The sequence below is a fragment of the Rhodanobacter sp. C03 genome (assembly GCF_002001175.1).
Taxonomy (GTDB): domain Bacteria; phylum Pseudomonadota; class Gammaproteobacteria; order Xanthomonadales; family Rhodanobacteraceae; genus Rhodanobacter.
This window is the reverse complement of the sequence record NZ_MUNT01000006.1, coordinates 355,547-378,216: the sequence shown is the minus strand read 5'-3', so window position 1 is coordinate 378,216 and position 22,670 is coordinate 355,547. Positions and strand designations below refer to the sequence as shown.

Here is a 22,670-nt window from a genome sequence, read left to right as displayed (position 1 = left end):
TCCCATAAGTGGTGCTGACTGCCTGAGCAGGTAATAGCCCAATGGCACCCCTATGCAATGCGTACTTGAGCAAGTGCAGCATTGACGAATTTCAAAAGAAATTCCTCGTCGCCCATAGCGCCATTTTCAAAGGAATAGCGCCATTTCACAAACGCATCCTCATTCTCCCTAAGTTTTCTTTCAACATCCGCTACAGACTTATTTAGTTCCCTAGCAATTGCTTGCTGCAAAGGGGTGGAAACTTCATTAAAAAGATCATCTAGATTATGAATTCCACCGCCATTTTTATTTTTTGGCAATGCCGTAAGCTCGCCGCTTTTGATTTGTACGATTAACGCCTTCATGGCAAGTTCCGCTGCAAATGCGACACAGGTCATGGCAGGAACAATGATTGGGGCTAACTCGAAATCTCCTTGCCGCATCTTTTCAAGCAATGAATCGTTGAGCGTTTCGTAAGCCTGAAGAAACGCCTTAGCTTGTATTGCGATGGCGCAAGTGTAATTCCCGCTTGGCATCTGCTGGCCCTCTGATTTTGAAGCAGCCTAACTGCGTTGAGTTTAGGTAACAACGGGTAATGTTGTGCGCTTTGCATATACAAACCTTTGTTCACAGTAATAGAAAATATCTGCTGATTTGTTGAGGGACGGGTGCAGGTAGGTTGGTCTGTACGCGCGATAGACCGCACCAGCCACATTTCAATATCTAGGCCAAGTCAGTATCTGTGGCAGAGCCACTTATCGCCTGTCTTTATCCTTATCGCCACCAACGATGATGCGCGCACTGCGCTGCCAGGTGCAGTACGACCACGCCCAGTCGAGCATTACCACGAGTCGGTTGCGGAAGCCGATCAGGAACAGGATGTGCGTCATCAACCAGAACCACCATGCGATCACGCCGGACAGGTGAATGCCGCGGAGATCGACCACGGCGGCACCGCGGCCGATGCTGGCGAGTGTGCCGTAGTCGCTGTAGTGGAAAGCGGGCGTGGTGCGTCCGGCCAGACGATTGCGGATCACCCGTGCGACGTACGCGCCCATCTGCTTGGCTGCCGGCGCGAGGCCGGGCACGGGCTTGTCGCCCTGCTCCAAGTGTGCAAGGTCGCCGATCACGAACACTTCGGGATGCTGCGGCAGCGACAGATCGGGTGAGACCAGCACACGTCCGGCGCGATCGCACGGTGTACCCAGCTGCGCACCCAGCGACGAAGCGGCAACACCGGCGGCCCACAGCAGCGTGCGCGCCTCGATGCGCTGGTCGCCCATCTGCACGCCAGTGTCGCTGACCGCCGTGACCGCTGCGTTCAAGTGCACATGCACACCCATGTGTTCGAGCTGGCGCTGTGCTTTCGCGGACAGCGCCGGCGGCATCGAGGACAGCACGCGCGCTCCGGCTTCGACCAGATGGATCTGCGCCGTGCGCGGATCGGCTACGCGAAACTCGCTCGGCAAGGTGTGATGGGCGATCTCTGCCAGCGTGCCAGCCAGTTCGACGCCGGTAGGGCCGGCACCGATCACCACGAAGCTGAGCCATGTCGCGCGCCGCGCAGGATCAGGCTCGCGCTCGGCGGACTCGAACGCGTCGAGGATATGTCGGCGGATCGCCAGCGCATCGTCCATGGTCTTCATGCCGGGCGCGTGGTGCTCCCACTCGTCATGGCCGAAATAAGCGTGACTCGAACCGGTTGCCACCAGCAGGTAGTCGTAGTCCAGTACGCCGCCGGCGAGCGTTACCCGCCGTTGCTGCACATCGATGCTGCGCGCCTCGTCCATGCGTACGGTGACGTTGCGCTGCTTGCGCAGGATATGACGCAGCGGCGCGGCGATATCCGGCCCCGACAATCCGGCGGTGGCTACCTGGTACAGCAACGGCTGGAACAGATGATGGTTGGTGCGATCCACCAGGGTGATCCGCACGGGTGCTGAGCGCAGCGCACGCGTCGCCCACAAGCCACCGAACCCGCCACCTAGGATCACAACGTGCGGCATCACTTGCGTTGTGTTCATCGATCCCTCGCTTTCAATGCCCTGATATTACGGCTTACCAGGCTCGGCTCGGTGGTGGAATCTACGAGACACACAACTTTCAGTCATACCTGCCCCTCCGATTATGCAGGTCTGGTTGTTCCGGATTTGCTGGCCCGCGTCACGCAGATCCAGTTCACGTCCATCAAACCTCACTGCGCCTATGGTTCCAGTTCTGCGCGCGTACGCTGGGGCTGCGCCACAGGATCAGCCCGGACACTGATGCCGGTTCATCGTCCATCAGCAACGAGCCTTTGTGGGTCAACCAGAGGGTCATGCCATGTCGAACAAGCCTGCCATCATTCTCGTTCACGGTTTCTGGGGCGGAGCTGCCCACTGGAGCAAGGTCATCGTCGAGTTGACCCGCAAGGGGTATCGCGATTTGTACGCGGTCGAGAATCCGCTGACCTCACTGGCCGACGATGCGGAGCGCACGCGCAAGATGATTGCGGCCCGGAAGGGGCCGGTGTTGCTGGTCGGCCACTTCTATGGTGGCGCGGTGATCACCGAGGCAGGCAACCAGCCAAATGTGGTGGGGCTGGTCTATATCGCCGCGTTTGCGCCCGATGCCGGTGAAAGCCCGGGCGGCATCAGCGCGAAGCATCCCCCGCTGGCCTTTCCGAATCTCGCACCGGACGACGATGGTTATCTCTGGGTCAAGCAGGACAAGTTCCACGAAAGCTTCTGCCAGGATCTCAGCGCCGATGAAGCCCTGGTCATGGCAGTAACCCAGAAGGCACCGCTGGCCAGCACCTTCGGCAACGAGATCAGCGAGCCAGCCTGGAAGCACAAGCCGTGCTGGTACCAGATTTCCAGCGAGGACCGGATGATCGCACCGGAAAACGAGGCATGGATGGCTGATCGGCTCAAGGCCAGGAAGGTCATCACGCTCAAGGCCAGCCATGCTTCATTGGCATCCATGCCAGGCGAAGTGGCCACACTGATCGACGAAGCTGCCACGGCGTGCAGCACGTAATCACGATGCTGGATGTGGCGTTGCTGTCACCAACGAAGAGCACCCTGTCATTTCGAACTCAGGGGCGTGTGACCGGACATCAGCCAGCCTTGGCCGCCTTCTGTCTGGCAGGCCATGGCGCGGCGCGCCAGCAAGCGTTGTAGTAGTCCTTGATGGCGTCCCTGGCGGGATAGAGCTTGATGGTGAAGCCGTAGCGGAAGGCGCTGGTCCTGCCGCCGGCCCAGGCACCGATGGTATGTGCGGAGAGCAAATCCACCAGCTCGGTCGACGGATACGGCCGGGTTATCACGACCGCGTCATCGACGACGCTGACGCCATCGTGTTGCTCGGTCAGCACTTCCTGCTGGTTGACTTCAAAATACGATCTCGTCGCATGCGACACGATCTCTCTGGCGCGTGTCTTGCCCACAAAGTCGTAGGCAGTGAGCGTCACGTTGCCCGGCCGGCATTGCAGGACGAGTCGATGGCTGCCGTGGCGATCGTCCTGATTGAGTTCCAGCGTAGGCATCGGGGGCAGCAACACGGTTTTCGCGGTGAGCGGGAGTCGGCCATTGTTGGCCAGCCCGTTCGCCGTCATCTGGTCGGCAGTCAGCCAGACCACCGCATCGTGCGAGGTGGTCAGCGTCGGCGTGAACTCGCCCAGATCGACATCCATGTCCGTCAGGTATGAAGCGACGTCGTTCGAGGTCTGCTGGGCCTGCGCTGTGTCACCCGCTTTCGGATCCATCGCGCTGTGCGGGGAAAGGCCGATGCGGTCGAAACCCGTGGGCGCCCACCGGTACAGGCCACCGAAATACGCGTAAGTGCATGCATCCACGCAGAAGGCCGTCTTGTTGGCGTAACCCGAACGCAGGCTGCGTCGTGGCGTACCCAGATGCGTCACCATCGCGCCAGCCCGGAACAACCGTCCCAGCGCCAAGCCGGCACGCAGGTCGCCGCTCGGGGAGCTCAGGTAGATATCGGATCCGCGGGGGATCTTGCCCGACCTCACCAGCGCCTCGAACCGTTGCGGCGCATCGGCGTCGATCACGCCATACAGATAGACCTGCGGCACCTTGGTGATGGCCAGGGTCATTCGGTCATCGTTCACCTGGATGGCCAATGGGCTGGCGGCCTGCGCATGCTCTGCAACTCTGGCAGCGGGCGATGCCGCGCCATGGGCATGAATCCGCGAGGTGGCAGTGATGCAGGCAACCAGCAGCAAGACACCCCGCAAGGTGTACGGGCGCCATCCTGTCGAGCCAGGCGGATTTTCATCAGCGTTACTTTCTTGCACTGCCGCTCTCGTCACCGTTCAGACCGTGCAGTGTCTTTCGTTTCAGATGTCCTGTGAGTGAATATCGCTAAATTGGAAGTAACCCGGTCAAGGCCACCATGAAGAAAAGGCCCCGCAGTGCGGGGCCTTCGGTTTCCGGAGCCAGGTGTGTCGCCATGCCGGCGACGCGACCCGCAGCAGTGGCAACACCCCACGCATCACAACGCCGACAGGAACGCCACAAGATCGCGTTTCTGCTGCGCGGTGATGTTGACGTTGAAGCGGGTGTTGTAGAAATCGACCACGTCGCCCAGCGTCGCCGCCGAGCCATTGTGGAAGTACGGCGCACGCCCGGCCACGCCGCGCAGGATCGGGCCCTTGAATTTGCCGATGTCGGCCCACTTGCCCGTCCGCAATGCCAGACCGGGATCGGTGGTCTGCACCGATTGGCCGGTGCTGTAGTTGGTCAGCGTATACAGCGGCATGTCGGGGGTGCGCCGGCTGGCGTCGGCGATGCCGATATTGATCGGCAGCGCTACCGAGTGGTTGCCGATGTTGGGTGAGTCGTGACAGGTGGTGCAGGTTCCATTGATGACCGCCTGACCCGTCGCGTCGTTGAGGCCGCCCACGCCCGTGATGGCGATCGGCATGGTGTTGAACAGCTGTTCGCCGCGGGCGACGGATGCACGTGCGCGACTACGCGTGTCGTGACTGAACTGCGCATTGGGATCGTTCCAGTCATCGAACAGGCGCATGGCCTTTTCATCGAACCGCTCGGTGGTCGGATCGTTGCCGAGGACGTCGTTGATGCCGATCCAGAAGCGTTGCTGGGCGAGGATGCTGGCGCCACCCATGCCATCTTCATGGTTGAGCTGACCGGCATCCTGGTCGGCGAACTGCGCGGTGAACAAGTGCGATTCGAACTGGACGATCTGGTCGATGACCGCAGCGCTGGGCGCGGCAGCGGCCTGTTCATGGCCGGTGATGGCGTCGCGCGCCTGCGAAGCGAGGCTTTCGAGCAGGTCCTCATGATCGACGCCGGCATCCATCGGTGGCTTGAACGGCACGGCGGTCTCGCGACCATCCCACATCACCGCGGTGTCCCAGATCAGGTTGGTGGATGGCAGCGGTCTGCGGAACAGCGACAGCTCGCGTGCGCTGGCATAGTTATAGGGGTCATCGACCTTGCTCAGGCGGAATTCGGCATTCGCCGGCATCGGCATACCGATGCGTATCACGCCGCGACTGAGCAGCATGGCGTAGGCAATGCGCCGCGCATAGACGCTGGACACATCCGCCAGCGGCGAGACCGCGCCATCGACCAGGGCGAAGATCGGATCGTTGCCGTTGGTCTTGGCGAAGCGCTGACGCAACTCGTCCGGAGAGATCGACCAGCCCTGGGCTTGGCGGTGGCAGGAGTTGCACGTACGGCCGTTGCTGCCAAAACTCTGGAAGAACGCGTTGCTGGTATCGATGCTGCTGTCGGGCGCGTTGGTCTGCAGCAAGCCCGAGGGATCGGTGGTGATCAACGGACTGGCAGGCTGCGACTGTCTATTGGCTGTCTGGACCTGTGCCACCGCGGCACCGGCAAACAGGAGTGCCGCGACAGTGACCGCCAGTCGCTGACGAACGGCGGATCGTATAATGCTGTGTAAGCCCATGACGGTATCTCCCCCTTGGTTTGTCGCTGCACGGCCCCTGCCCCTTTGCGTGGACGTGGCATCTTGTAGCGGGCATGACGAAATGCCTTCGCAACAGATGCCGTACTCCGCGGCTGAAAAATCTTATGCCGCACAGCCCGCTGGGGCGTTACGCCTGAATGCATAGACCGGAGACATGAGAAACCGAAAGGCGCGTTGCTGCCTGCCATTCCGGCACGTGCACGCACCTGCAGCTATCGACCATGCAGCCTCCCGCAATCGAGATAACTGGCTTCCTTTCCACGGACTCCGGTCAAAACTGGCAAAATACGCAGTTGGCGATGCGTGACATCGGCACGCTGCCCGCAGCGGAAGCACCCCGCCGCCCTGCTCCATTCGACTACGGACAACACTCTTGACGATCACGACGGCCACCACGCCACTCCTTGACGATGCGGATACCGCACTGCTTGAGCGCCTGCGCGCCGCAGCGGAATTGCTGGAATCGGTCGCGGCCGATCGGCAACTGCTGGACCAGCTGCCGGCAGCTGACCGACAGCGCCTGCATCAGGCGGTGGCGCAGCTCTACCATCCCGATCCCGGCGCACGCCGGATCAAGCTGAAGGCGGCCGAGAAAGCGCGGCATGCGGCGAGGATCCAGGCCGAGGATGCCGTGCTCAACCAGACCGGCATCCGCGAGCTACGCCGCCGGCCGGTGTTCACCACGCCGAATGTGCATGCGCCGCTTGGATTTGAACCGCACGATATCAAGCCCGATGCCGATGCCGCGCAACCGCGCGAGTCGATCGAGCCGAAGCACTGCTATGTGTGCAAGCAGAAGTATTCGGCGATCCACTTCTTCTACGACCAGCTGTGCCCCACTTGCGCGGCGTTCAACTATGCCAAGCGCACCGAACTGGTAGATCTGCGCGGGCGTGTCGCGCTGCTGACCGGCGGCCGCGTGAAGATCGGCTATCAGGCCGGCTTGAAACTGCTGCGCGCCGGTGCGGAACTGATCGTGACCACGCGCTTCCCGCGCGACTCGGCCGCGCGTTACGCCGAGGAGCCTGACTTCGCCGAATGGGGCCATCGCCTGCAGGTGTACGGGCTCGACCTGCGCCATACGCCGAGTGTGGAAGCGTTCTGCCAGGAGCTGGTCGCTACGCGGCCGCGACTGGACTTCATCATCAACAACGCCTGTCAGACCGTGCGCCGTCCGCCGGATTTCTACGCGCACATGATGGAAGGCGAGACGGCCGCGCTGCACGACATGCCGGAGCACGTGCGCAAACTGGTCGGTCATTACGAGGGCCTGCGCAGTTCGCACATCCTGCCGGAAGCCGAGGCACCGGCGCTCGCGATCGCCGGTCGTGATTCGCATGTCCCCGGCCTGACCCGTGCCGCCGAGTTATCGCAGGTGCCGTTGCTGCCAGAAGAACTGCTCGCGCAGAGCCATCTGTTCCCCGAAGGCCGACTCGATCAGGACCTGCAGCAGGTCGATCTGCGCGAACGCAATTCATGGCGGCTGCTGATGGCCGAAGTGCCGTCGGTGGAATTGCTGGAGGTGCAGCTGGTCAACGCGATCGCCCCGTTCATCATCAACGCGCGCCTGAAACCGTTGATGCTTCGCACGCCCGAACGCGACAAGCACATCGTCAATGTGTCGGCGATGGAAGGCCAGTTCTACCGCAACTTCAAGACTACGCGGCATCCGCACACGAACATGGCCAAGGCCGCGCTGAACATGATGACGCGCACCTCGGCCACCGATTACCACAACGACGGCATCCACATGAACAGCGTCGACACCGGCTGGGTGACCGACGAGGATCCGGCGGCACTGGCCGCACGCAAGGTCGCCGAGGAACGCTTCCATCCGCCGCTGGACATCATCGACGGCGCCGCGCGCATCGTCGATCCGATCATCAGCGGCATCAACAGCGGCGAGCACGTGTGGGGACAGTTCCTGAAGGACTATCGACCCACGGACTGGTGAACCCGAGCGACGCCACTGCCATCCGCCTGCAGGATCACTTCGCTTCCGTGCCGGGGCGCGTGAAATCGCTATTGGGCTTCCATTGCGGAAACGGCGTGGTTCCCGTGGAGAGCTTGCTGCCGACCATGTAGAGCAGGCGCAGATCCTGCACCATGCCGCGCAGGTCCCAGTTCGGATCGAACGCATCGCCGGGCTGGTGATAACGGTTCGCGATGTAGTCGGCATACGCCTTGCGGCCCGCGCTCACGCCACCATCGACCAGGTCGAGGCCGGAGCGCGCATACAGCACCGGCACGCCAGCCCTGGCGAAGTTGAACTGGCCGGAACGCGCGAAGAATCCTTGCGTCGGTGCCGGCTCCGGCCTCACCGCCCGCCCTTGCGTCCTGGCCGCCTCGGCGAGGTAGCCGTCGAGCTGCGACTGGCCATAGCCGATGACCGCGATATCGCGGCTGGGTCCGATCACCGTCAGCGCATCCATGTCGATGTCGGCCATGGTCAGATCGAGCGGCAGCACGGGATGATTGACGTAGTAATGCGAGCCGAGCAGGCCCGACTCCTCCAGCGTCAGCGCCAGGAACAGGACCGTGCGCACCGGCTTGGGCTTGCGATGCGCAAACGCCTCGGCGATTTTCAACAGGCCGGCCACGCCAGAGGCATTATCCACGGCGCCGTGATAGATCTTGTTGCCATCCCGGCCGAGATGGTCCCAGTGTGCGGAATAGATGATCGCCTCGTAGGGACGCAAGCTGCCGGGCAGTTCGCCGACCACATTGTTCGACTGGCCATGCGTGATCGTGCTGTCGATCGCAATGCTGGCCCTGGCGTCCAGCTCGACCGGCTTGAAGCCACGCACGTCGGCACTTTTCTTCTGCGCATCGAAATCGGCACCGGCATCGGCAAACAGCTTTCTCGCCGCTGCGGTGGTCAGCCAGCCGGCGATCGGCAGTCGTGGCGCCGGATCCTCGCTGGTCGGCAGGCTGAACTGCGGACCGCTCCAGCCAGTCTGCACTACGCTCCACGGATAACCCGCCGCCACGGTGTCATGCACGATGAAGGCGGCGGCGGCACCGCGACGTGCGGCCGCCTCGAACTTGCTCGCCCAGTGGCCATACCAGGTCAGTTCGCGACCCTTGAACAGCATCGGGTCCTGACTGCTCCAACCCGGATCGTTGACCAGCATCACGACGGTCTTGCCCTTGAGGTCGAGGCCGTCGTAGTCGTTCCATTGCTGCTCGGGTGCATCGACGCCGTAGCCGACGAAGACGATCGGCGAATCCTTGATCGCGGCATGCGGCTCGTTCGCCGGCGAGCCGACCACCATCTCGCTGCCGAAGCTCAGCTCGGACCTGTCCTTGCTGCCGTCGATCGCGAGCCGCATCTGATTTGCATGCTGCAGCGTGGACTGCACATACGGCACGGCCTGCAGCCAGCTGCCACGGTTGCCGGGTTGCAGGCCGATGCGCTTGAACTGCTGGATCAGGTAGTCGGTGGTGCGTTGTTCACCCTGGGTGCCAGGCGCGCGACCCTCGAACGCGTCGGAGGCCAGCACCTTCACGTGCTGGCTCACATCGGTTTCGATGATGCCGGGCGAAAACGTCGCGTCTCCGTAGCTGCTGTTCTTGTCACTGGCCGAATGATGATGGCAGGCAACGAGAAACAGGCCGATGACGGCAGTCAATAACAAGCGGTACACACGCACTCCCCCGAGATGCAAGGGAGCGAATGTACTCAGGTGTTACAGGCTGCCGCAACCGATGCAGTGCAATCGTTAGAACTTGCGATTTCTGGTCTGGAAATTCATGGCTTCCAGACGCCTGGATATCGTCAGCGCCGGCTCAACCCGGAATCGCGGCAAATGCCGCCACGGCACCGGCGATGCGCGAGCGAGTGCGGCCGTGGCTCGAGCCATTCACGAACGTGCGCAGCTTGCCGCCCACGACGGCAACCACCGGGTACGCCGACAGACGCATGGCCGGGAAGCTTCTCGGTGACATGGCCAGACCGATCTGATGCTCGGCTCGCATCCTGGCTGCCTTCGCGGCAAACCAAGCCTTGGGGCCGGCCAGCAGGACACCGGAGTCGGACTCCGCCTGGCGCGAATTCACGATGGTCCGGCGCAGATGGGCGAGATGCACCCGGCTGAATTTCTGGCTCAATGCAGCGATCGTGAACGGCGATGCAGCAAACTCATCGAGCAGGCCACCGAGCACGGCAGCCACGCGCAGGGCGATCTGACGATTCGCGCGCTCCACGTGCGAGCCACCCGCAGGCACCCGATAAGCGCCTTCGATCGCCTTGGCCAGGATCTGGAACTCGGCCTGATTGAGCGGACGACGCTCGAGCGGTGTATGGCGCCGCTCGATCATCCACGCCTGGTCCGCCGCCGGAAGGGCGTGCGAGCGACGAGCGGCGCGATGTCTCGCCTCCTCCAGCGACAATCCATCGACAGCCACCAGCTGTGCCGCGAGGGCTTCCTGCGTCAGCGGTTCGGCACGCGCACTCCCGTCATGGTCGTACCAGCGACGGCACTCCAGCGTGGTGGCATGAAACATGTCCCGCGGCGGCCGCACGGTGGCGCGTGCTTCGGCGGCATAGTCCAGCGCGGGAGCAATCGGCCGCAACCCGGCAGCGCGGGCTGCCAGCACGCGGCCAAGCAGTACCTCGGCGATGACCAGGTGCTGGTGATAAGCCGAGCGCACGCCGTTCTCGTCGGCCAGCGCAAAATAGACAAAGCGGAGTCGAGGTGCGCGCACGGACCTGATGGATTGCCCGGCGCCGGGCCGCATGCCGCGACGCCCGATCGGCGCAGCGCGATGCGCGGTAGGCAGATTTTCCAGCACCGTATCGTTGGCGGGAGACAAAGCAATGACGGACGGGGCCGATATGGCTTCTTGCAAACTCACTGCTACTGCTTCTTGCACACTGCAACCTTCGTCAGCCGGTGCGGCCACAACGCCCAACTCCGCAGGCGTCACGTACCACGCTAATACCACCCGATAGCCACCCATTCCGGACGGCCTTGGTATGACATTCGCATTCTCCGAACCCTGAAAGTGTGAGCCAGCCTGCAGTATCCAAACCGGACCCCGCCGGAGAGACGTATTTGGCGAAAGAGGTGCATGAGACGATTCGGCAACAGTCTGTTCCGTCGTCGCCCCTGTGCTTGCCTGCATATCGGATCTATCGTGGCGCCATCGCCCTACGCGGCAGATGTTTGCAGGAGCCACCGACATGATTGAACGCAGACCCTTCGACAGCCTGGGCGGAGCCGACCACGGCTGGCTCAAGGCGAAACACCACTTCTCGTTCGCCGGTTATCACGAGCAGAAACGCATGGGCTGGGGCGCGCTGCGGGTGTGGAACGACGACACCATCGCCGCGCAAAGCGGCTTTCCACCACATTCCCACGCGGACATGGAGATCATCACCTATATCCGCGAGGGCGCGATCAGTCATCGCGACAGCCTGGGCAACGAGGGCCGTACCGTCGCTGGCGACGTGCAGGTGATGAGCGCCGGCAGCGGCATCAGCCACAGCGAATTCAACCTGGAATCGGACACCACCCGCATCTTCCAGATCTGGATCATCCCCGACAGCCAAGGCCAACCACCGTCATGGGGCGAACGCTCGTTCCCGGTGGGCGACCGCTCCGACCGCTTTGTAGCACTCGCCAGCGGCTTCAGCGAAGACACCGACGCCCTGCCCCTGCGCACCGACGCGCGCGTGCTGGGCGCGACCCTGAAAGCTGGCGAAACGACGACGTATGCGATGGCCCCGGGCCGCTACGCTTATATGGTGCCGGCGAAAGGCGCGATCGAACTCAACGGTGTCCGGCTCGATGCCCGCGACGGCGCGGCCATCCGCGATGAGGCCCTGCTGCGCGTCACTGCGCTGGAAGACGCCGAACTGGTGCTGGTCGACACGGCGCCCTGATCCACTGACGGTCACCCGACTGCGGAGCCATACCATGCCCACCATGCAAGCGATCGAGATCACCCGGCCCGGCGACGCACATGTGCTGCAGCTGACGCAGCGGCCGATCCCGCAACCCTGTGCGGGCGAAGTGCTGATCAAGGTGGCGGCGTCCGGGGTGAACCGGCCGGACGTGTTCCAGCGGCAGGGTCATTACGCGCCACCACCTGGTGCGTCCGATCTGCCGGGACTGGAAGTGGCAGGCACCCTGGTCGAGGGTGATCTGGCTGGCGACAATCCGTTCGGTCTCAATTACGGCGATGCCGTGTGCGCCCTGCTCGCCGGCGGCGGTTATGCCGAATACGCGGTGGCGCCGTTGGCGCAGTGCCTGCCGGTGCCGGGCGGACTGTCGCTGGTCGAAGCGGCCGCACTCCCGGAGAATTACTTCACGGTGTGGAGCAACGTGTTCGATCGCGGCCAGCTCGGTCGTGGCGAAGGCGGTGCACGCGAGACCCTGCTGGTACAGGGCGGCTCCAGTGGCATCGGCGTCACCGCGATCCAGCTGGCGCATGCGTTCGGGCATCGCGTATTCGCCACCGCCGGCAGCGCGGAGAAGTGCGCGGCGTGCGTGCGGCTCGGTGCGGAGCGCGCGATCAACTACCGCGACGAGGATTTTGTCGCGGTGGTGAAACAGGCCACCGACGGTCGCGGCGTGGACGTGATCCTCGACATGGTTGCCGGCGACTACATTCCGCGCGAACTCGACGCGCTGGCCGAAGGCGGCCGCCTGGTCTTCATCGCCACGCTGGGTGGCAGCAAGGCCAGTATCGACGCGGCGACGATCATGCGGCGCCGGCTTACTCTCACCGGCTCCACGTTGCGTGCGCGCCCCGTTGCGTTCAAGGGTGCGCTTGCCCGCCAGTTGCACGACAAGGTCTGGCCGCTGCTCGCGGCCGGCAAGCTGCGGCCCGTGATCCATCAGGTGTTCCCGGCTGCCGAGGCGGCCCAGGCGCATATGCTGATGGAAAGCAGCGCGCATATCGGCAAGCTCATGCTGCAGTGGTGAACTGAACGAATTCGAGCGCAAGACCCGGAGTGTCGCCGGCATCACCGGTCCGTAGATTGAACAACACGCGATAATCTACCGGAGAGAACTCCCATGAAAACGCCCGACAAGCATGCTGCACTTGCCGCTGCCACGCTGAACGACCCGCGCTGGGTCGCGGTGCAGGCGCGTGATATACGTGCCGATGGCACGTTCTTCTATTCGGTCAGGACCACCGGCGTGTACTGCCGTCCATCCTGCGCGGCCCGCCATGCCCGGCCCGAAAACGTGGCGTTTCACGACTCCGCTACCGCCGCGGAGCGGGCCGGCTTTCGCCCGTGCAGGCGCTGCAAACCCGATCAATCATCACTGCAGGAACAGCACGCTGCGATGATCACGGAGGCCTGCCGGCTGATCGAGAACGCGGAGACGCCGCCCACACTCGAGCAGCTGACGAAACCGACTGGCCTGAGTCCGTTCCACTTCCACCGCGTATTCAAGGCCGTCACTGGCGTTACACCAAAGCAGTACGCCGCAGCGCATCGCGCCAGCCGCATGCGCAGCGAACTGGCTCGTGGCGGCAGCGTGACCAAGGCGATTTTCGACGCCGGCTACAACGCCAGCAGCCGTTTCTACGAGACGTCGAATCACGTGCTCGGCATGACGCCATCCAGCTACCGCGCCGGCGGCGTCGATCACGACATCCGCTTCGCGATCGGCGAATGCTCGCTGGGGGCGATCCTGGTCGCGCAGAGTGAGCGCGGCGTCTGCGCAATCCTGTTTGGCGATGATCCGGATGCGCTAGCCCGCGACCTGCAGGATCGCTTCCCCAAAGCGAACCTGATCGGTGGCGATCATGCATTCGAGCAGCTGGTGGCTACCGTAGTCGGTTTTGTCGAAGCGCCAGCACTAGGCCTCGACCTACCGCTGGACGTGCGTGGCACCGCATTCCAGCAGCGCGTATGGCAGGCGCTGCGCGAAATACCGGCTGGCGTCACCGTCAGCTACAGCGACATCGCTCAACGCATCGGCTCGCCTAACGCCGTGCGCGCGGTCGCCGGAGCCTGCGCGGCGAACATGCTCGCGGTGGCGATCCCCTGCCACCGCGTGGTGCGCAACGACGGCGGCCTGTCCGGTTATCGCTGGGGCGTGGAACGCAAGCGTGCCTTGCTGAAACGCGAGGCGCAGGCATGAAGGTGCCGTTCCATTCCAACCACCGCTGCTGGTTTGACACGACCTTTCACGGCGCCACATGAATACGGCAGATCTCTTCGGCAATGTGGTTTATCCCGAGCACAGGGATGAACCGCTGTGCGACGGCGCCGTGGTCTTGCGTGGATTTGCGCTACCGGACGAGACCATGCTGCTGCAGTCGATCGACGCGGTAGTCGCACAGGCACCATTTCGTCACCTGACTACACCGGGTGGCTTCCGTATGTCGGTAGGCATGACGAATGCCGGGCCGCTGGGCTGGGTCAGCGACCGGCACGGCTATCGCTACGATCCGATCGATCCGGACAGCGGCAAGCCGTGGCCATCGATGCCCGATGTCTTTCTGGGACTGGCCAGTGCTGCTGCCGCACACGCCGGTTTCGCCGGCTTCATGCCGGATGCCTGCCTGATCAATCGCTACACACCGGGCACCCGCCTGACCCTGCATCAGGATCGCGACGAGCATGACTTCGCGCAACCGATCGTTTCCGTGTCACTGGGCATTCCGGCCATGTTCCTGTTCGGCGGCATGCAGCGCACGGATCGGTCGATCCGCGTGCCGCTGGCACATGGCGATGTGGTGGTCTGGGGTGGCTCTGCGCGGCTGCGCTATCACGGCGTGCTGCCGCTCAAACCGAACCATCACGATGTACTCGGCGCGTACCGCATCAACCTGACGTTTCGTCAGGCTGGCTAGCCTGAGACTAATCGCTTACTGACCCGGTGGCGTGTGGCTGACCCCGAGCCGATGTCCATACACAAGCTTGCCGCCGAGCCAGCCGGCAGCGCACAGGAACAGGAAACCTAGCACGCTCGATCCGATCGCGGGCAGACCCGGTTCGGTCAGGTGGGTACCGTGCAGGCGCAACAACAGACTGGCCGTATAGAAGGCCAGCGCGCTCATCACCACGATCATGTGCCGGTTGACGTCCTTGATGGCGGGGCTGTCCTCGGTAATCTTCATCAGTTCGAGAAAGCCGGCCAGCATGGCGGGGATCGAGAAACCGATCCCCGCCACCAGCAACACGCCGGCAAAACGCCATACCGGTTCACCCCAGACCAGACTGGCAAGATCCGCCGCCGTGGCCAGTGACCAACAGGCGATCGGAAAATGAACCAGGGCCGGGTGCAACGGATGGCGCATGACGGGTCAGCCCAGCAAGACGCTGAGAAGGGTCAGGAAACCGACCACCGCGATACCGGCATGCACGAAGACCACACCTTTCGGCGCCACCTTCCCGCGCAGGTGGAACGAGGCGAGAAAGAAGCCGCCCAGTGCCGCCAGCACCAGCAGACCCAGCGCCGCGGTGAGCCGGCCCGGTGCCGCACCTTGCAAGACTTCGATGATCAGCAGCACCAGGCCGCTGGCTCCCAGCAACGCGTGCAAGACCGAGATCGCCCACGGCGCCAGCTTTCCGCGCAACACGCTGGAAGCCAGCACCAGACCGCCGATGGCGGCAATCGCAAAAATCAGAACCGCATAAAGCACCATGTCATTCCCCTCTGGTTGCGTCATAACAATGAAAAGCCAACGCCGTGCGTTGGCCGTACTGCTACTGATCGGATGCATCAGCGCGTCCCAGGTTCCCAGGCCTGGGCAGCAGCATCGACAGGATGCGCCTTATGCCAGGCCATCGCTTGAATCAACGCCACCGGAGGATGACGCCACCCGGATCGACCAAGGTGCAAGTGCCAGCGATGGGGCGACTTGCTACCCTCGCAAGATCGACTCGAGGCGGGACCGGCATGACGACTACCCAAGGCATCCACACCATCGACACAGGTTTCGTACGGCCACAGTTCGACGCCGCGTACCTGATCATCGAGAACGGGCGCGGTGCGTTCATCGACTGCGGCACCAACCATTCCGTGCCACGCATGCTAGCGGCACTGGACCAAGCCGGAATCACCCCGGCTGATGTGGACTGGCTGATCCTCACCCACGTGCATCTGGATCATGCCGGCGGCGCTGGCGAACTGATCGCACAGCTGCCGAATGCGAAGCTGGTGGTACACCCGCGTGGCGCGCGGCACATGATCGACCCGTCGGCATTGTGGGCTGGCGCCAGTGCGGTTTACGGCGAAGCGGTGATGGAAACAACGTATGGGCGGCTGCGACCGATTCCCGCCGAACGCGTCATCGAGGCATTCGATGGTCAAGTGATCGACCTCGCAGGGCGACCCTTGCTATGCATCGATACGCCCGGCCACGCGAAGCATCACCTCACCGTCTACGACGAGCGCGCGAATGTGTGCTTCACCGGCGACGTATTCGGCCTGTCCTATCGTGAATTCGACACCGAAAACGGCCCCTTCATCCTGCCTACCACCTCGCCAGTGCAGTTCGATCCCGATGCGCTGCACGCATCCATCGAGCGCCTGGTCGCACTGCAGCCCTCGGCGATGTACCTCACCCATTACAACCGCATCGAGGATGTGGCCCGACTGGCCGACGACCTGCATGCCCAGATCGAAGCGATGGTGACGCTTGCGCTGGAGGCAGGTGTTGGTCCGGACAGGCACGCCAGACTGGTCGAGGGCCTCGCCGGGTTGTACGCCGCGCGCGCCGATGCACATGGCTGGACCCAGGGGCGTGCGGCGCTGGAGCAACTGCTGCACATGGACATCGAGCTGAATGCACAGGGGCTGGAAGTGTGGCTGGATCGCGCCGCTGGTTGAATCGCCACGCCAACCACGACAACGCAGACCCTCGCAGCCATGACCTGATCGCCGGGCACCAGCATCGGCTATTGACCGCCATCCCGAAATGGATTCCTCTTGGGCATCGCCTTGATAAACCAGTGACCCGTGCCATGTCGGATAACACCGCCCCGTTCAACCAGACTACTGCCACGCATCGCGCTGACACGCGTATCGAAGCCGATCCGCCAGTACGCAGGATCGTCGTGGTCGGTGGCGGCACCGCAGGCTGGATGACGGCCCTGGCCCTGGCCAACTCTGCCTATGGATCCAGGCTTGAGGTCACCGTGATCGATTCCCCGCAAGTCGCCACGATCGGCGTGGGTGAGGGTTCGACACCCTTCCTGCGACGCTTCTTCGAAGACCTCGGCATCGAGGAAGCCGAGTGGATGCCCGCCTGCAACGCGACCTACAAAAACGGCATTACCTTCGACAAATGGTCGACACGGCCCGGTTTCGAGAGCTACTTCCACGCGTTTGCGTCGATGCTCGACAACCTGACCATGACGCAATTCATCAACAACGTGCACTCGCGCCTGAACCATGCCGACGTGCACGCGCACCCCGACCGATTCTTCATCGCCAGCCGCCTGGCGCGTGACTGCCGGGCACCCAAACCGGCGCACAGCTTTCCGTTCGACATCTGGCATGGCTACCACTTCGACGCCACCCTGCTTGGCGCCTTCCTGCTCAAAAAGGCGCTGGAGCGCGGCGTGCGCCACATCGCGTGCCACGTGAACGAGGTGATCCTGAAGGACAATGGTGACATCGGTTCGCTGCACCTCGAAGGCGGCGAGACACTGGATGCCGACTTCTTCATCGACTGCACCGGCTTTGCGTCGCTGCTGATCGGCAAGGCACTGAAGACCCCGTTCGTGCCCTACGCGGAGAACCTGTTCAACAACGCGGCGATTGCACTGGCAACGCCCATCGACGGGCCGATCATGTCGCAGACCGTCTCCACCGCGCTCACGAACGGCTGGGCCTGGAAGATTCCACTGACCAATCGTTACGGCAACGGCTACGTCTACAGCACCGACTTTTGCTCACCCGAGCAAGCCGAGACAGAACTGCGCGCGCATCTCGGGGTACTGGATGCCGACGTGCCGGCGCGCCACCTGAAGATGCGTGTCGGCCGCGTCGCCGAAAGCTGGAACCGCAACTGTCTCGCGATAGGCTTGGCGCAAGGATTCATCGAGCCTCTCGAGGCCACTACCCTGCTGTTCGTGCAGAGAACTGCGTACATGTTCGTCGCGGCGCTGGAAAAGGGTGATCTCGGTGCCGAGGCGCGAGCGACCTTCAACCAGACGATCAACGTCCAGTTCGAGGGTACCCGCGATTACATCGTCACCCATTACAAGACCAACACACGCACCGACACCGATTACTGGCGCGCCAACGCTGCCAATACCCACTTGTCGAACCCGCTCAAGCATTTGCTGACCACCTGGCTGTCCAGCAAGCCGATCATCCCGGGACTGAAAAAAGGTGTCTTCGGCCAGGGCTATCCGACCATGTCCTGGTACAGCCTGCTCGCCGGCGTGGGATTGTTCCCGGATTCGCAGCACATGCGGCCGCCAACACCCGAAGAGGCGCAGCATGATCTCACCCAGATCGACAACATGCTGGAGCGCAGTGCGATGAATTATCCCGACCAGCGCGAGCTGCTGCAGCGGATTCCGCTCAAATCCAGGGAGCCGTCGCTGCAGGTATATCTCTGGTAGGCAACCGGCTCGGCGGCGAACGCTGCATGCTCAACTCAGCTGGGTACCGTTCGGCACCGGACGCTCGACCGCCGTGATCACCACGCCATCGTCCGTGTGAAACCCGGTCAGCAGGAATTGCGAACGGAACGGACCGATCTGCTTTTCGGGGAAGTTGATCACGCCCACGATCTGCCGGCCGACCAGCTGCTCGGCGCTATACAACGCGGCGATCTGTGCACTGGTCTTCTTCTCGCCATACGGACCGAAATCCACCCACACTTTCCACGCCGGCTTGCGCGCTTCGGGAAACGGCTCCACGCGGAGAACCGTGCCGGCGACAATCCGCACCTTCTCGAAATCCGCCCAGCTGATTTCGCCCTGCTCTGCTTCGCTCATCCTTCCAGCCTCGTCTTCAACCAGTCACGACCCTGCTGCCACCAGTAGGTCGTCTGCGCACCAAGATAACCGAACGGCCGGTGCGTGCTGCTCAGACCATAGTCGGCAAACTGTTTCCAGGCGTCACCACCATCGGCAATCGCCGCCGCCAGCAATTCGCCGGCGGCGCAGGTCGGCGCCAGACCGTGGCCGCCGAACGCCTGCGCCCACCAGAGTCCGTTATCGCTGCCACCGACTTGTGGCATCTGGTGGCGTGCGTAACTCATCAGGCCCGACCACGCGTAATCGATCTTCACTCCCTGCAATTGCGGGAACACCCGCAGCAGGTCCTTCGTCAGCAGCCGCTGTACTGCTTGCGGCGAACGGTTGCGGATCGAGATGCGGCCACCCCACAACAGCCGCGTATCCGGCAGCGCACGGTAATAATCGAACGCGAAGCGGCTGTCGTAGATCGCAGCGCGGGTGTGCAGGCAATCATCCATCCGATGACCCAGCGGCTCGGTCACCATCACGTAAGTCGCTATCGGCAGGATCGCCCGATCGATCGGCTTCTGCAGACCAGCCAGATAACCGCCGCACGCCAGCACCACCTGATCGACCAGCAACTCGCCCTGTGCGGTACGTACGCGCCACTGCAGGCCTTCGCGGGTGAGGCTGCGGACGCCACTGTTCTCATGGATGCGTACACCGTGCCCGGCTGCCGCCGCGGCGAGACCGATCGCATAGTTGAGCGGATGCAGGTGCAGCGCGTCACGCTCATACAGACCATCGTGATAACGCTCGCTGCGCACGCGCTCGCGCAGCTCGTCCCGCGGCAGCCATTGCCACTGCACACCGTAATGCTCGGCCAGCAGCTGCTGGCGTTGCCGCAACACGGCCGGATCGCGGAACCAGTTGGCCCAGATCACGCCCTGGTCGACGGCATCGCAGGGAATCGCGTAATCGGTGATGCGCTGGCGGATGCGCTGCACCGCCTCGGTGGTGAGCTTGAACAACGCCTGCGCACGTGCCTCACCCAACTGATCGAGCAGCGATTGCTCGCCCAGCGAGTAGCCGGCAAACACGAAACCGCCGTTGCGACCGGAGGCGCCGAAGCCGATCTGTTCGCGCTCCAGCAGCACCACGTCGCGCACGCCGCGCTCGGCCAGTCCCAGCGCCGTATTCAGTCCTGCAAAGCCACCGCCAATGATGGCCACCCGCGCGTGCTGCCGGCCTTGCAGGGGAGCAAAGCTTTTGTACGGCGTGGCCGTGACACGGTAGTAGGACGTGGCCTGGGGTGGCGACATGGGGCGGCTGACATCTCGGATGTGGTGCTGAGACAGCGAGCATAGCGCAGCGTTCCGGGCACCACCTGTGTGGTTACTCCACCAGACCGACAGCGAGCGGTCGCTGGTCGCTGCGGCCGTGGTCGTCGACGACCCGCACGTTGTAACTGCCAGCCGTCTGCGGCTGCCAGAACAGCGATTCGCCCGGCGCACTGCGCCCGACGTAGGCATCGTTGACGAACCAGTACAGCGCATGTGCATCGGCATCCGTGGTGGCCACAAAGGCGATGCGCTCCTGCCCGAGCTGGGCCAGCCGCATTGCATAGGTGCTGCCACGCAGCGGCGAGGTGATCTGCGGTGGATCGCCATCGGGCATGCCGGCATTGCTGCAGTCGACGTTCTGCGGTGGTTTGCGGCGCGGCATGCCGGCCTGCGCAAACACCTGCTGCAGGTCGGACGGCCAGAACTCGTAGACCTCGACATGGGTCCGCTTGCCGGCATACGGCGGGCATGCCGGCTGGCCGCTGGCGTCGTCGATCACCACCGGCCGATGCACGTTGCTGACGCGGATCGGCGATTTGCCTGGAATGAACCAGGTCAGGCCCTTCTGCGGGCACCACTGGTTCGGCAGGTCGCCACTGGCGAGGCATATCTGCACGCGCTTGAGGTTGGCCGGCATGTGCCGGATCGGCTCGGCCAACTGCGGGCGCTCGGCGCGCACCGCGTCGATGATCCGGAAGAACAGCGGCGCCGCGGCATCCGCACCGACGAAGGCGGGATTGCCGGTGCTGTCGAAATTGCCCACCCACACCACCAGCACGTAGGGGCCGAAACTGCCTGCTGTCCACGCATCACGAAACGCCCAGGACGTGCCGGTCTTCCAGTACACCGGCAGGCGTGAGGGCTGTGCACCGGTGGTCTCGTCCGGACGCGGATTCTTCCGCAGCATGTCCATCACCATGAAGCTGGCTTCGTCGCTGAGCATGCGCGTGCCGGCGACCTGTGGTTCGTCGGCGAGCAGGCGCAACGGTTTCAGTTCGCCGCGGTTGGCCAGCATCGTGTACAAACCGGCGAGCTCCTGCATGCTCACTTCGCCACCACCGAGTACCAGGGCGAGCCCGTAGTGCTTCTCGCTGGCCATGCGACTGATGCCGGCATCGCGCAGGAATTGATAGAGGCTCGGCTGGCGCAGTTGCGAAGCCACCCAAACCGCGGGGATGTTGCGGCTGCGGATCAAGGCATCGGTGGCGGTGACCGGGCCGAGGAAATGGCCGTCGAAATTCTCCGGCGTATACGGACCGAACGAGGTAGGCACATCGCGCAGCACGGTCTGCGGATGAAGCACGCCCTGATCGAAACCCAGGGCGTAGATGAAGGGCTTGAGGGTGGAACCAGGCGAGCGCTTGGCCAGCGTGCCGTTGACCTGGCCCTGGATCGTGCGATCGAAATAGTCCGCCGAGCCCACCATCGCCTTGATGCCCATGTCGCGCGTATCGACCAGGATCGCCGTCGCGTTGCGGATGCCACGCGATGCGTTATGGGCAACGTATTGCGCGATCTGGCGTTCCAGGGTGTGCTGCAGATCCAGGTCAAGCGTGCTGACCACACGCTGATCGCCAGCTTCGCCCTCGATCTGCCGTTTTGTGAGGATCTGCTCCACCGCGTGCGGCGCCTCGAACGGCAAGTGCGACAGCGGGCGAAGATTCAGCGGCAACGCGAACAACGGCTTCAGCGTGGCGTCCTTCGGATGACTGCGCAACCAGCTGGCGTAGAGCCGGTTACGCGAAGTTGCCAGTCGCGGACTGATCAGGTTGTCGGCAGCCGCGCTTTGCAGTCGCCGCGTCGGATCCTGCGGAATCACCGCGAGGGTCAACGCTTCGGGCAGGCTCAGCGCACTCGCGGGCTTGTTGAAATACGCCAGGCTCGCCGTGCCCACGCCTTCGACATTGCGACCGTACGGCGCGTCATTGAGGTACGCCTCGAGGATCTGTCGCTTGGAATAGAACAGCTCCAGCTGGATGGCCCGCGCTATCTGCCGCAGCTTGCCCAGAGGCGAGCGTGTATTGAGCTGCCACAACAGCCGCGCCAGCTGCATCGTGACGGTCGAGCCGCCTTGCGGATTGCCGTGGCGTACGTAGGTGATCCATGCGCCACGCGCCAGCCCGTACGAATTGATGCCGGGATGCCACCAGTACCAGCGGTCCTCGTGCAGCAACACGCCGTCGACCAGTTGCGGCGAGATCTCCGTCAAGGGAACCCACAGCCGATAACGGTCGTCGCTGGCCAGGGTCAGCCGCAGCAGTCGGCCATGGTCGTCGTAAACGGCAGTGGAGGAGGGTTGCCAGTCGCGCAGCGACGGATGCGGCCACAGCCGGCAGGCCACCAGCACGGCGACAACCAGCAGGATACCGACCAGCCAGTTCTGCCAGCGGCGCAGCCACCGAAGCATGCCGCGCGACAGACGATGGAGTGAAGTGAACGGGTTCATGGCTGGACTTCGTGGGCGCCGGTTCGACACCGGCATGCTTCCCGTGGGAAGCATGCCG

19 protein-coding genes are annotated in these 22,670 nt (G+C 63.3%); 8 read left to right on the top strand and 11 right to left on the bottom strand.

Going from position 1 to position 22,670, the window contains the following annotated elements; translation table 11 throughout:
- Nucleotides 1-50 precede the first annotated feature (50 nt).
- On the bottom strand, nt 51-515 hold the full coding sequence (locus tag B0E48_RS09900) for a hypothetical protein (RefSeq protein ID WP_077517952.1): 465 nt from the start codon (nt 513-515) through the stop codon (nt 51-53).
- 219 nt (nt 516-734) lie between these two features.
- Complete coding sequence (locus tag B0E48_RS09895; protein ID WP_077517951.1) at nt 735-2,003, bottom strand: NAD(P)/FAD-dependent oxidoreductase; 1,269 nt, start codon at nt 2,001-2,003, stop codon at nt 735-737.
- Nucleotides 2,004-2,301: 298 nt separating this feature from the next.
- Here B0E48_RS09895 and B0E48_RS09890 point away from each other — a divergent pair, with 298 nt between their 5' ends.
- Nucleotides 2,302-2,997, top strand: coding sequence for an alpha/beta hydrolase (locus tag B0E48_RS09890; protein ID WP_077517950.1), 696 nt, complete (start codon nt 2,302-2,304; stop codon nt 2,995-2,997).
- A gap of 79 nt (nt 2,998-3,076) precedes the next feature.
- Here B0E48_RS09890 and B0E48_RS09885 read toward each other — a convergent pair whose 3' ends face one another.
- Nucleotides 3,077-4,072, bottom strand: coding sequence for a hypothetical protein (locus B0E48_RS09885; protein WP_254423917.1), 996 nt, complete (start codon nt 4,070-4,072; stop codon nt 3,077-3,079).
- A gap of 398 nt (nt 4,073-4,470) precedes the next feature.
- Nucleotides 4,471-5,913 carry a cytochrome c peroxidase gene (locus tag B0E48_RS09880; RefSeq protein WP_077517949.1) on the bottom strand — a complete coding sequence of 481 codons (1,443 nt, stop codon included), beginning with the start codon at nt 5,911-5,913 and terminating at the stop codon, nt 4,471-4,473.
- A gap of 394 nt (nt 5,914-6,307) precedes the next feature.
- Here B0E48_RS09880 and B0E48_RS09875 point away from each other — a divergent pair, with 394 nt between their 5' ends.
- The gene (locus B0E48_RS09875) at nt 6,308-7,888 is read left to right on the top strand and encodes an SDR family oxidoreductase (protein ID WP_077517948.1); all 1,581 of its coding nucleotides are present in this window, start codon (nt 6,308-6,310) and stop codon (nt 7,886-7,888) included.
- Between the two features lie 34 nt (nt 7,889-7,922).
- Here the strand turns inward: B0E48_RS09875 and B0E48_RS09870 are convergent, their stop codons facing one another.
- Together B0E48_RS09870 and B0E48_RS09865 are read right to left on the bottom strand one after the other, a co-directional pair.
- The gene (locus B0E48_RS09870) at nt 7,923-9,581 is read right to left on the bottom strand and encodes a M28 family peptidase (RefSeq protein ID WP_217317951.1); all 1,659 of its coding nucleotides are present in this window, start codon (nt 9,579-9,581) and stop codon (nt 7,923-7,925) included.
- Between the two features lie 142 nt (nt 9,582-9,723).
- Nucleotides 9,724-10,641: a hypothetical protein gene (locus B0E48_RS09865; RefSeq protein ID WP_254423916.1), complete on the bottom strand. Its 918-nt coding sequence runs from the start codon at nt 10,639-10,641 to the stop codon at nt 9,724-9,726.
- A 478-nt stretch (nt 10,642-11,119) separates the two neighbouring features.
- Between B0E48_RS09865 and B0E48_RS09860 the strand changes: the two genes are divergently transcribed.
- The 4 genes from B0E48_RS09860 (at nt 11,120) to alkB (ending at nt 14,754) form a co-directional block, all read left to right on the top strand.
- Nucleotides 11,120-11,821, top strand: a complete 702-nt coding sequence (locus tag B0E48_RS09860) for a pirin family protein (protein WP_077518387.1) — start codon at nt 11,120-11,122, stop codon at nt 11,819-11,821.
- Nucleotides 11,822-11,864: 43 nt separating this feature from the next.
- The gene (locus B0E48_RS09855; RefSeq protein ID WP_077518386.1) at nt 11,865-12,866 is read left to right on the top strand and encodes an NAD(P)H-quinone oxidoreductase; all 1,002 of its coding nucleotides are present in this window, start codon (nt 11,865-11,867) and stop codon (nt 12,864-12,866) included.
- Between the two features lie 93 nt (nt 12,867-12,959).
- Nucleotides 12,960-14,039 (top strand): bifunctional DNA-binding transcriptional regulator/O6-methylguanine-DNA methyltransferase Ada, encoded by a 1,080-nt coding sequence (gene ada / locus B0E48_RS09850; protein WP_077517946.1) that lies wholly within the window; start codon nt 12,960-12,962, stop codon nt 14,037-14,039.
- 58 nt (nt 14,040-14,097) lie between these two features.
- Nucleotides 14,098-14,754 (top strand): DNA oxidative demethylase AlkB, encoded by a 657-nt coding sequence (gene alkB / locus B0E48_RS09845; protein ID WP_077517945.1) that lies wholly within the window; start codon nt 14,098-14,100, stop codon nt 14,752-14,754.
- A 15-nt stretch (nt 14,755-14,769) separates the two neighbouring features.
- On the opposite strand, the gene B0E48_RS09840 is transcribed toward alkB, so the two are convergent.
- Together B0E48_RS09840 and B0E48_RS09835 are read right to left on the bottom strand one after the other, a co-directional pair.
- On the bottom strand, nt 14,770-15,201 hold the full coding sequence (locus tag B0E48_RS09840) for a DUF2231 domain-containing protein (protein ID WP_077517944.1): 432 nt from the start codon (nt 15,199-15,201) through the stop codon (nt 14,770-14,772).
- A gap of 6 nt (nt 15,202-15,207) precedes the next feature.
- Complete coding sequence (locus B0E48_RS09835) at nt 15,208-15,549, bottom strand: hypothetical protein (protein ID WP_254423915.1); 342 nt, start codon at nt 15,547-15,549, stop codon at nt 15,208-15,210.
- Nucleotides 15,550-15,803: 254 nt separating this feature from the next.
- Here B0E48_RS09835 and B0E48_RS09830 point away from each other — a divergent pair, with 254 nt between their 5' ends.
- Both B0E48_RS09830 and B0E48_RS09825 read left to right on the top strand, forming a co-directional pair.
- Nucleotides 15,804-16,736 carry an MBL fold metallo-hydrolase gene (locus tag B0E48_RS09830; RefSeq protein ID WP_077517943.1) on the top strand — a complete coding sequence of 311 codons (933 nt, stop codon included), beginning with the start codon at nt 15,804-15,806 and terminating at the stop codon, nt 16,734-16,736.
- A gap of 134 nt (nt 16,737-16,870) precedes the next feature.
- On the top strand, nt 16,871-18,481 hold the full coding sequence (locus B0E48_RS09825) for a tryptophan halogenase family protein (protein ID WP_077517942.1): 1,611 nt from the start codon (nt 16,871-16,873) through the stop codon (nt 18,479-18,481).
- A 30-nt stretch (nt 18,482-18,511) separates the two neighbouring features.
- Here B0E48_RS09825 and B0E48_RS09820 read toward each other — a convergent pair whose 3' ends face one another.
- From B0E48_RS09820 to pbpC, 3 genes are all read right to left on the bottom strand, one after another.
- Nucleotides 18,512-18,859: a tRNA-binding protein gene (locus tag B0E48_RS09820; protein ID WP_077517941.1), complete on the bottom strand. Its 348-nt coding sequence runs from the start codon at nt 18,857-18,859 to the stop codon at nt 18,512-18,514.
- On the bottom strand, nt 18,856-20,145 hold the full coding sequence (locus B0E48_RS09815; protein ID WP_077517940.1) for an FAD-binding oxidoreductase: 1,290 nt from the start codon (nt 20,143-20,145) through the stop codon (nt 18,856-18,858). The genes B0E48_RS09820 and B0E48_RS09815 overlap by 4 nt, the downstream gene beginning before the upstream one ends.
- A gap of 73 nt (nt 20,146-20,218) precedes the next feature.
- Nucleotides 20,219-22,612 carry a penicillin-binding protein 1C gene (pbpC, locus tag B0E48_RS09810; protein WP_077517939.1) on the bottom strand — a complete coding sequence of 798 codons (2,394 nt, stop codon included), beginning with the start codon at nt 22,610-22,612 and terminating at the stop codon, nt 20,219-20,221.
- Between the last annotated feature and the right edge of the window lie 58 nt (nt 22,613-22,670).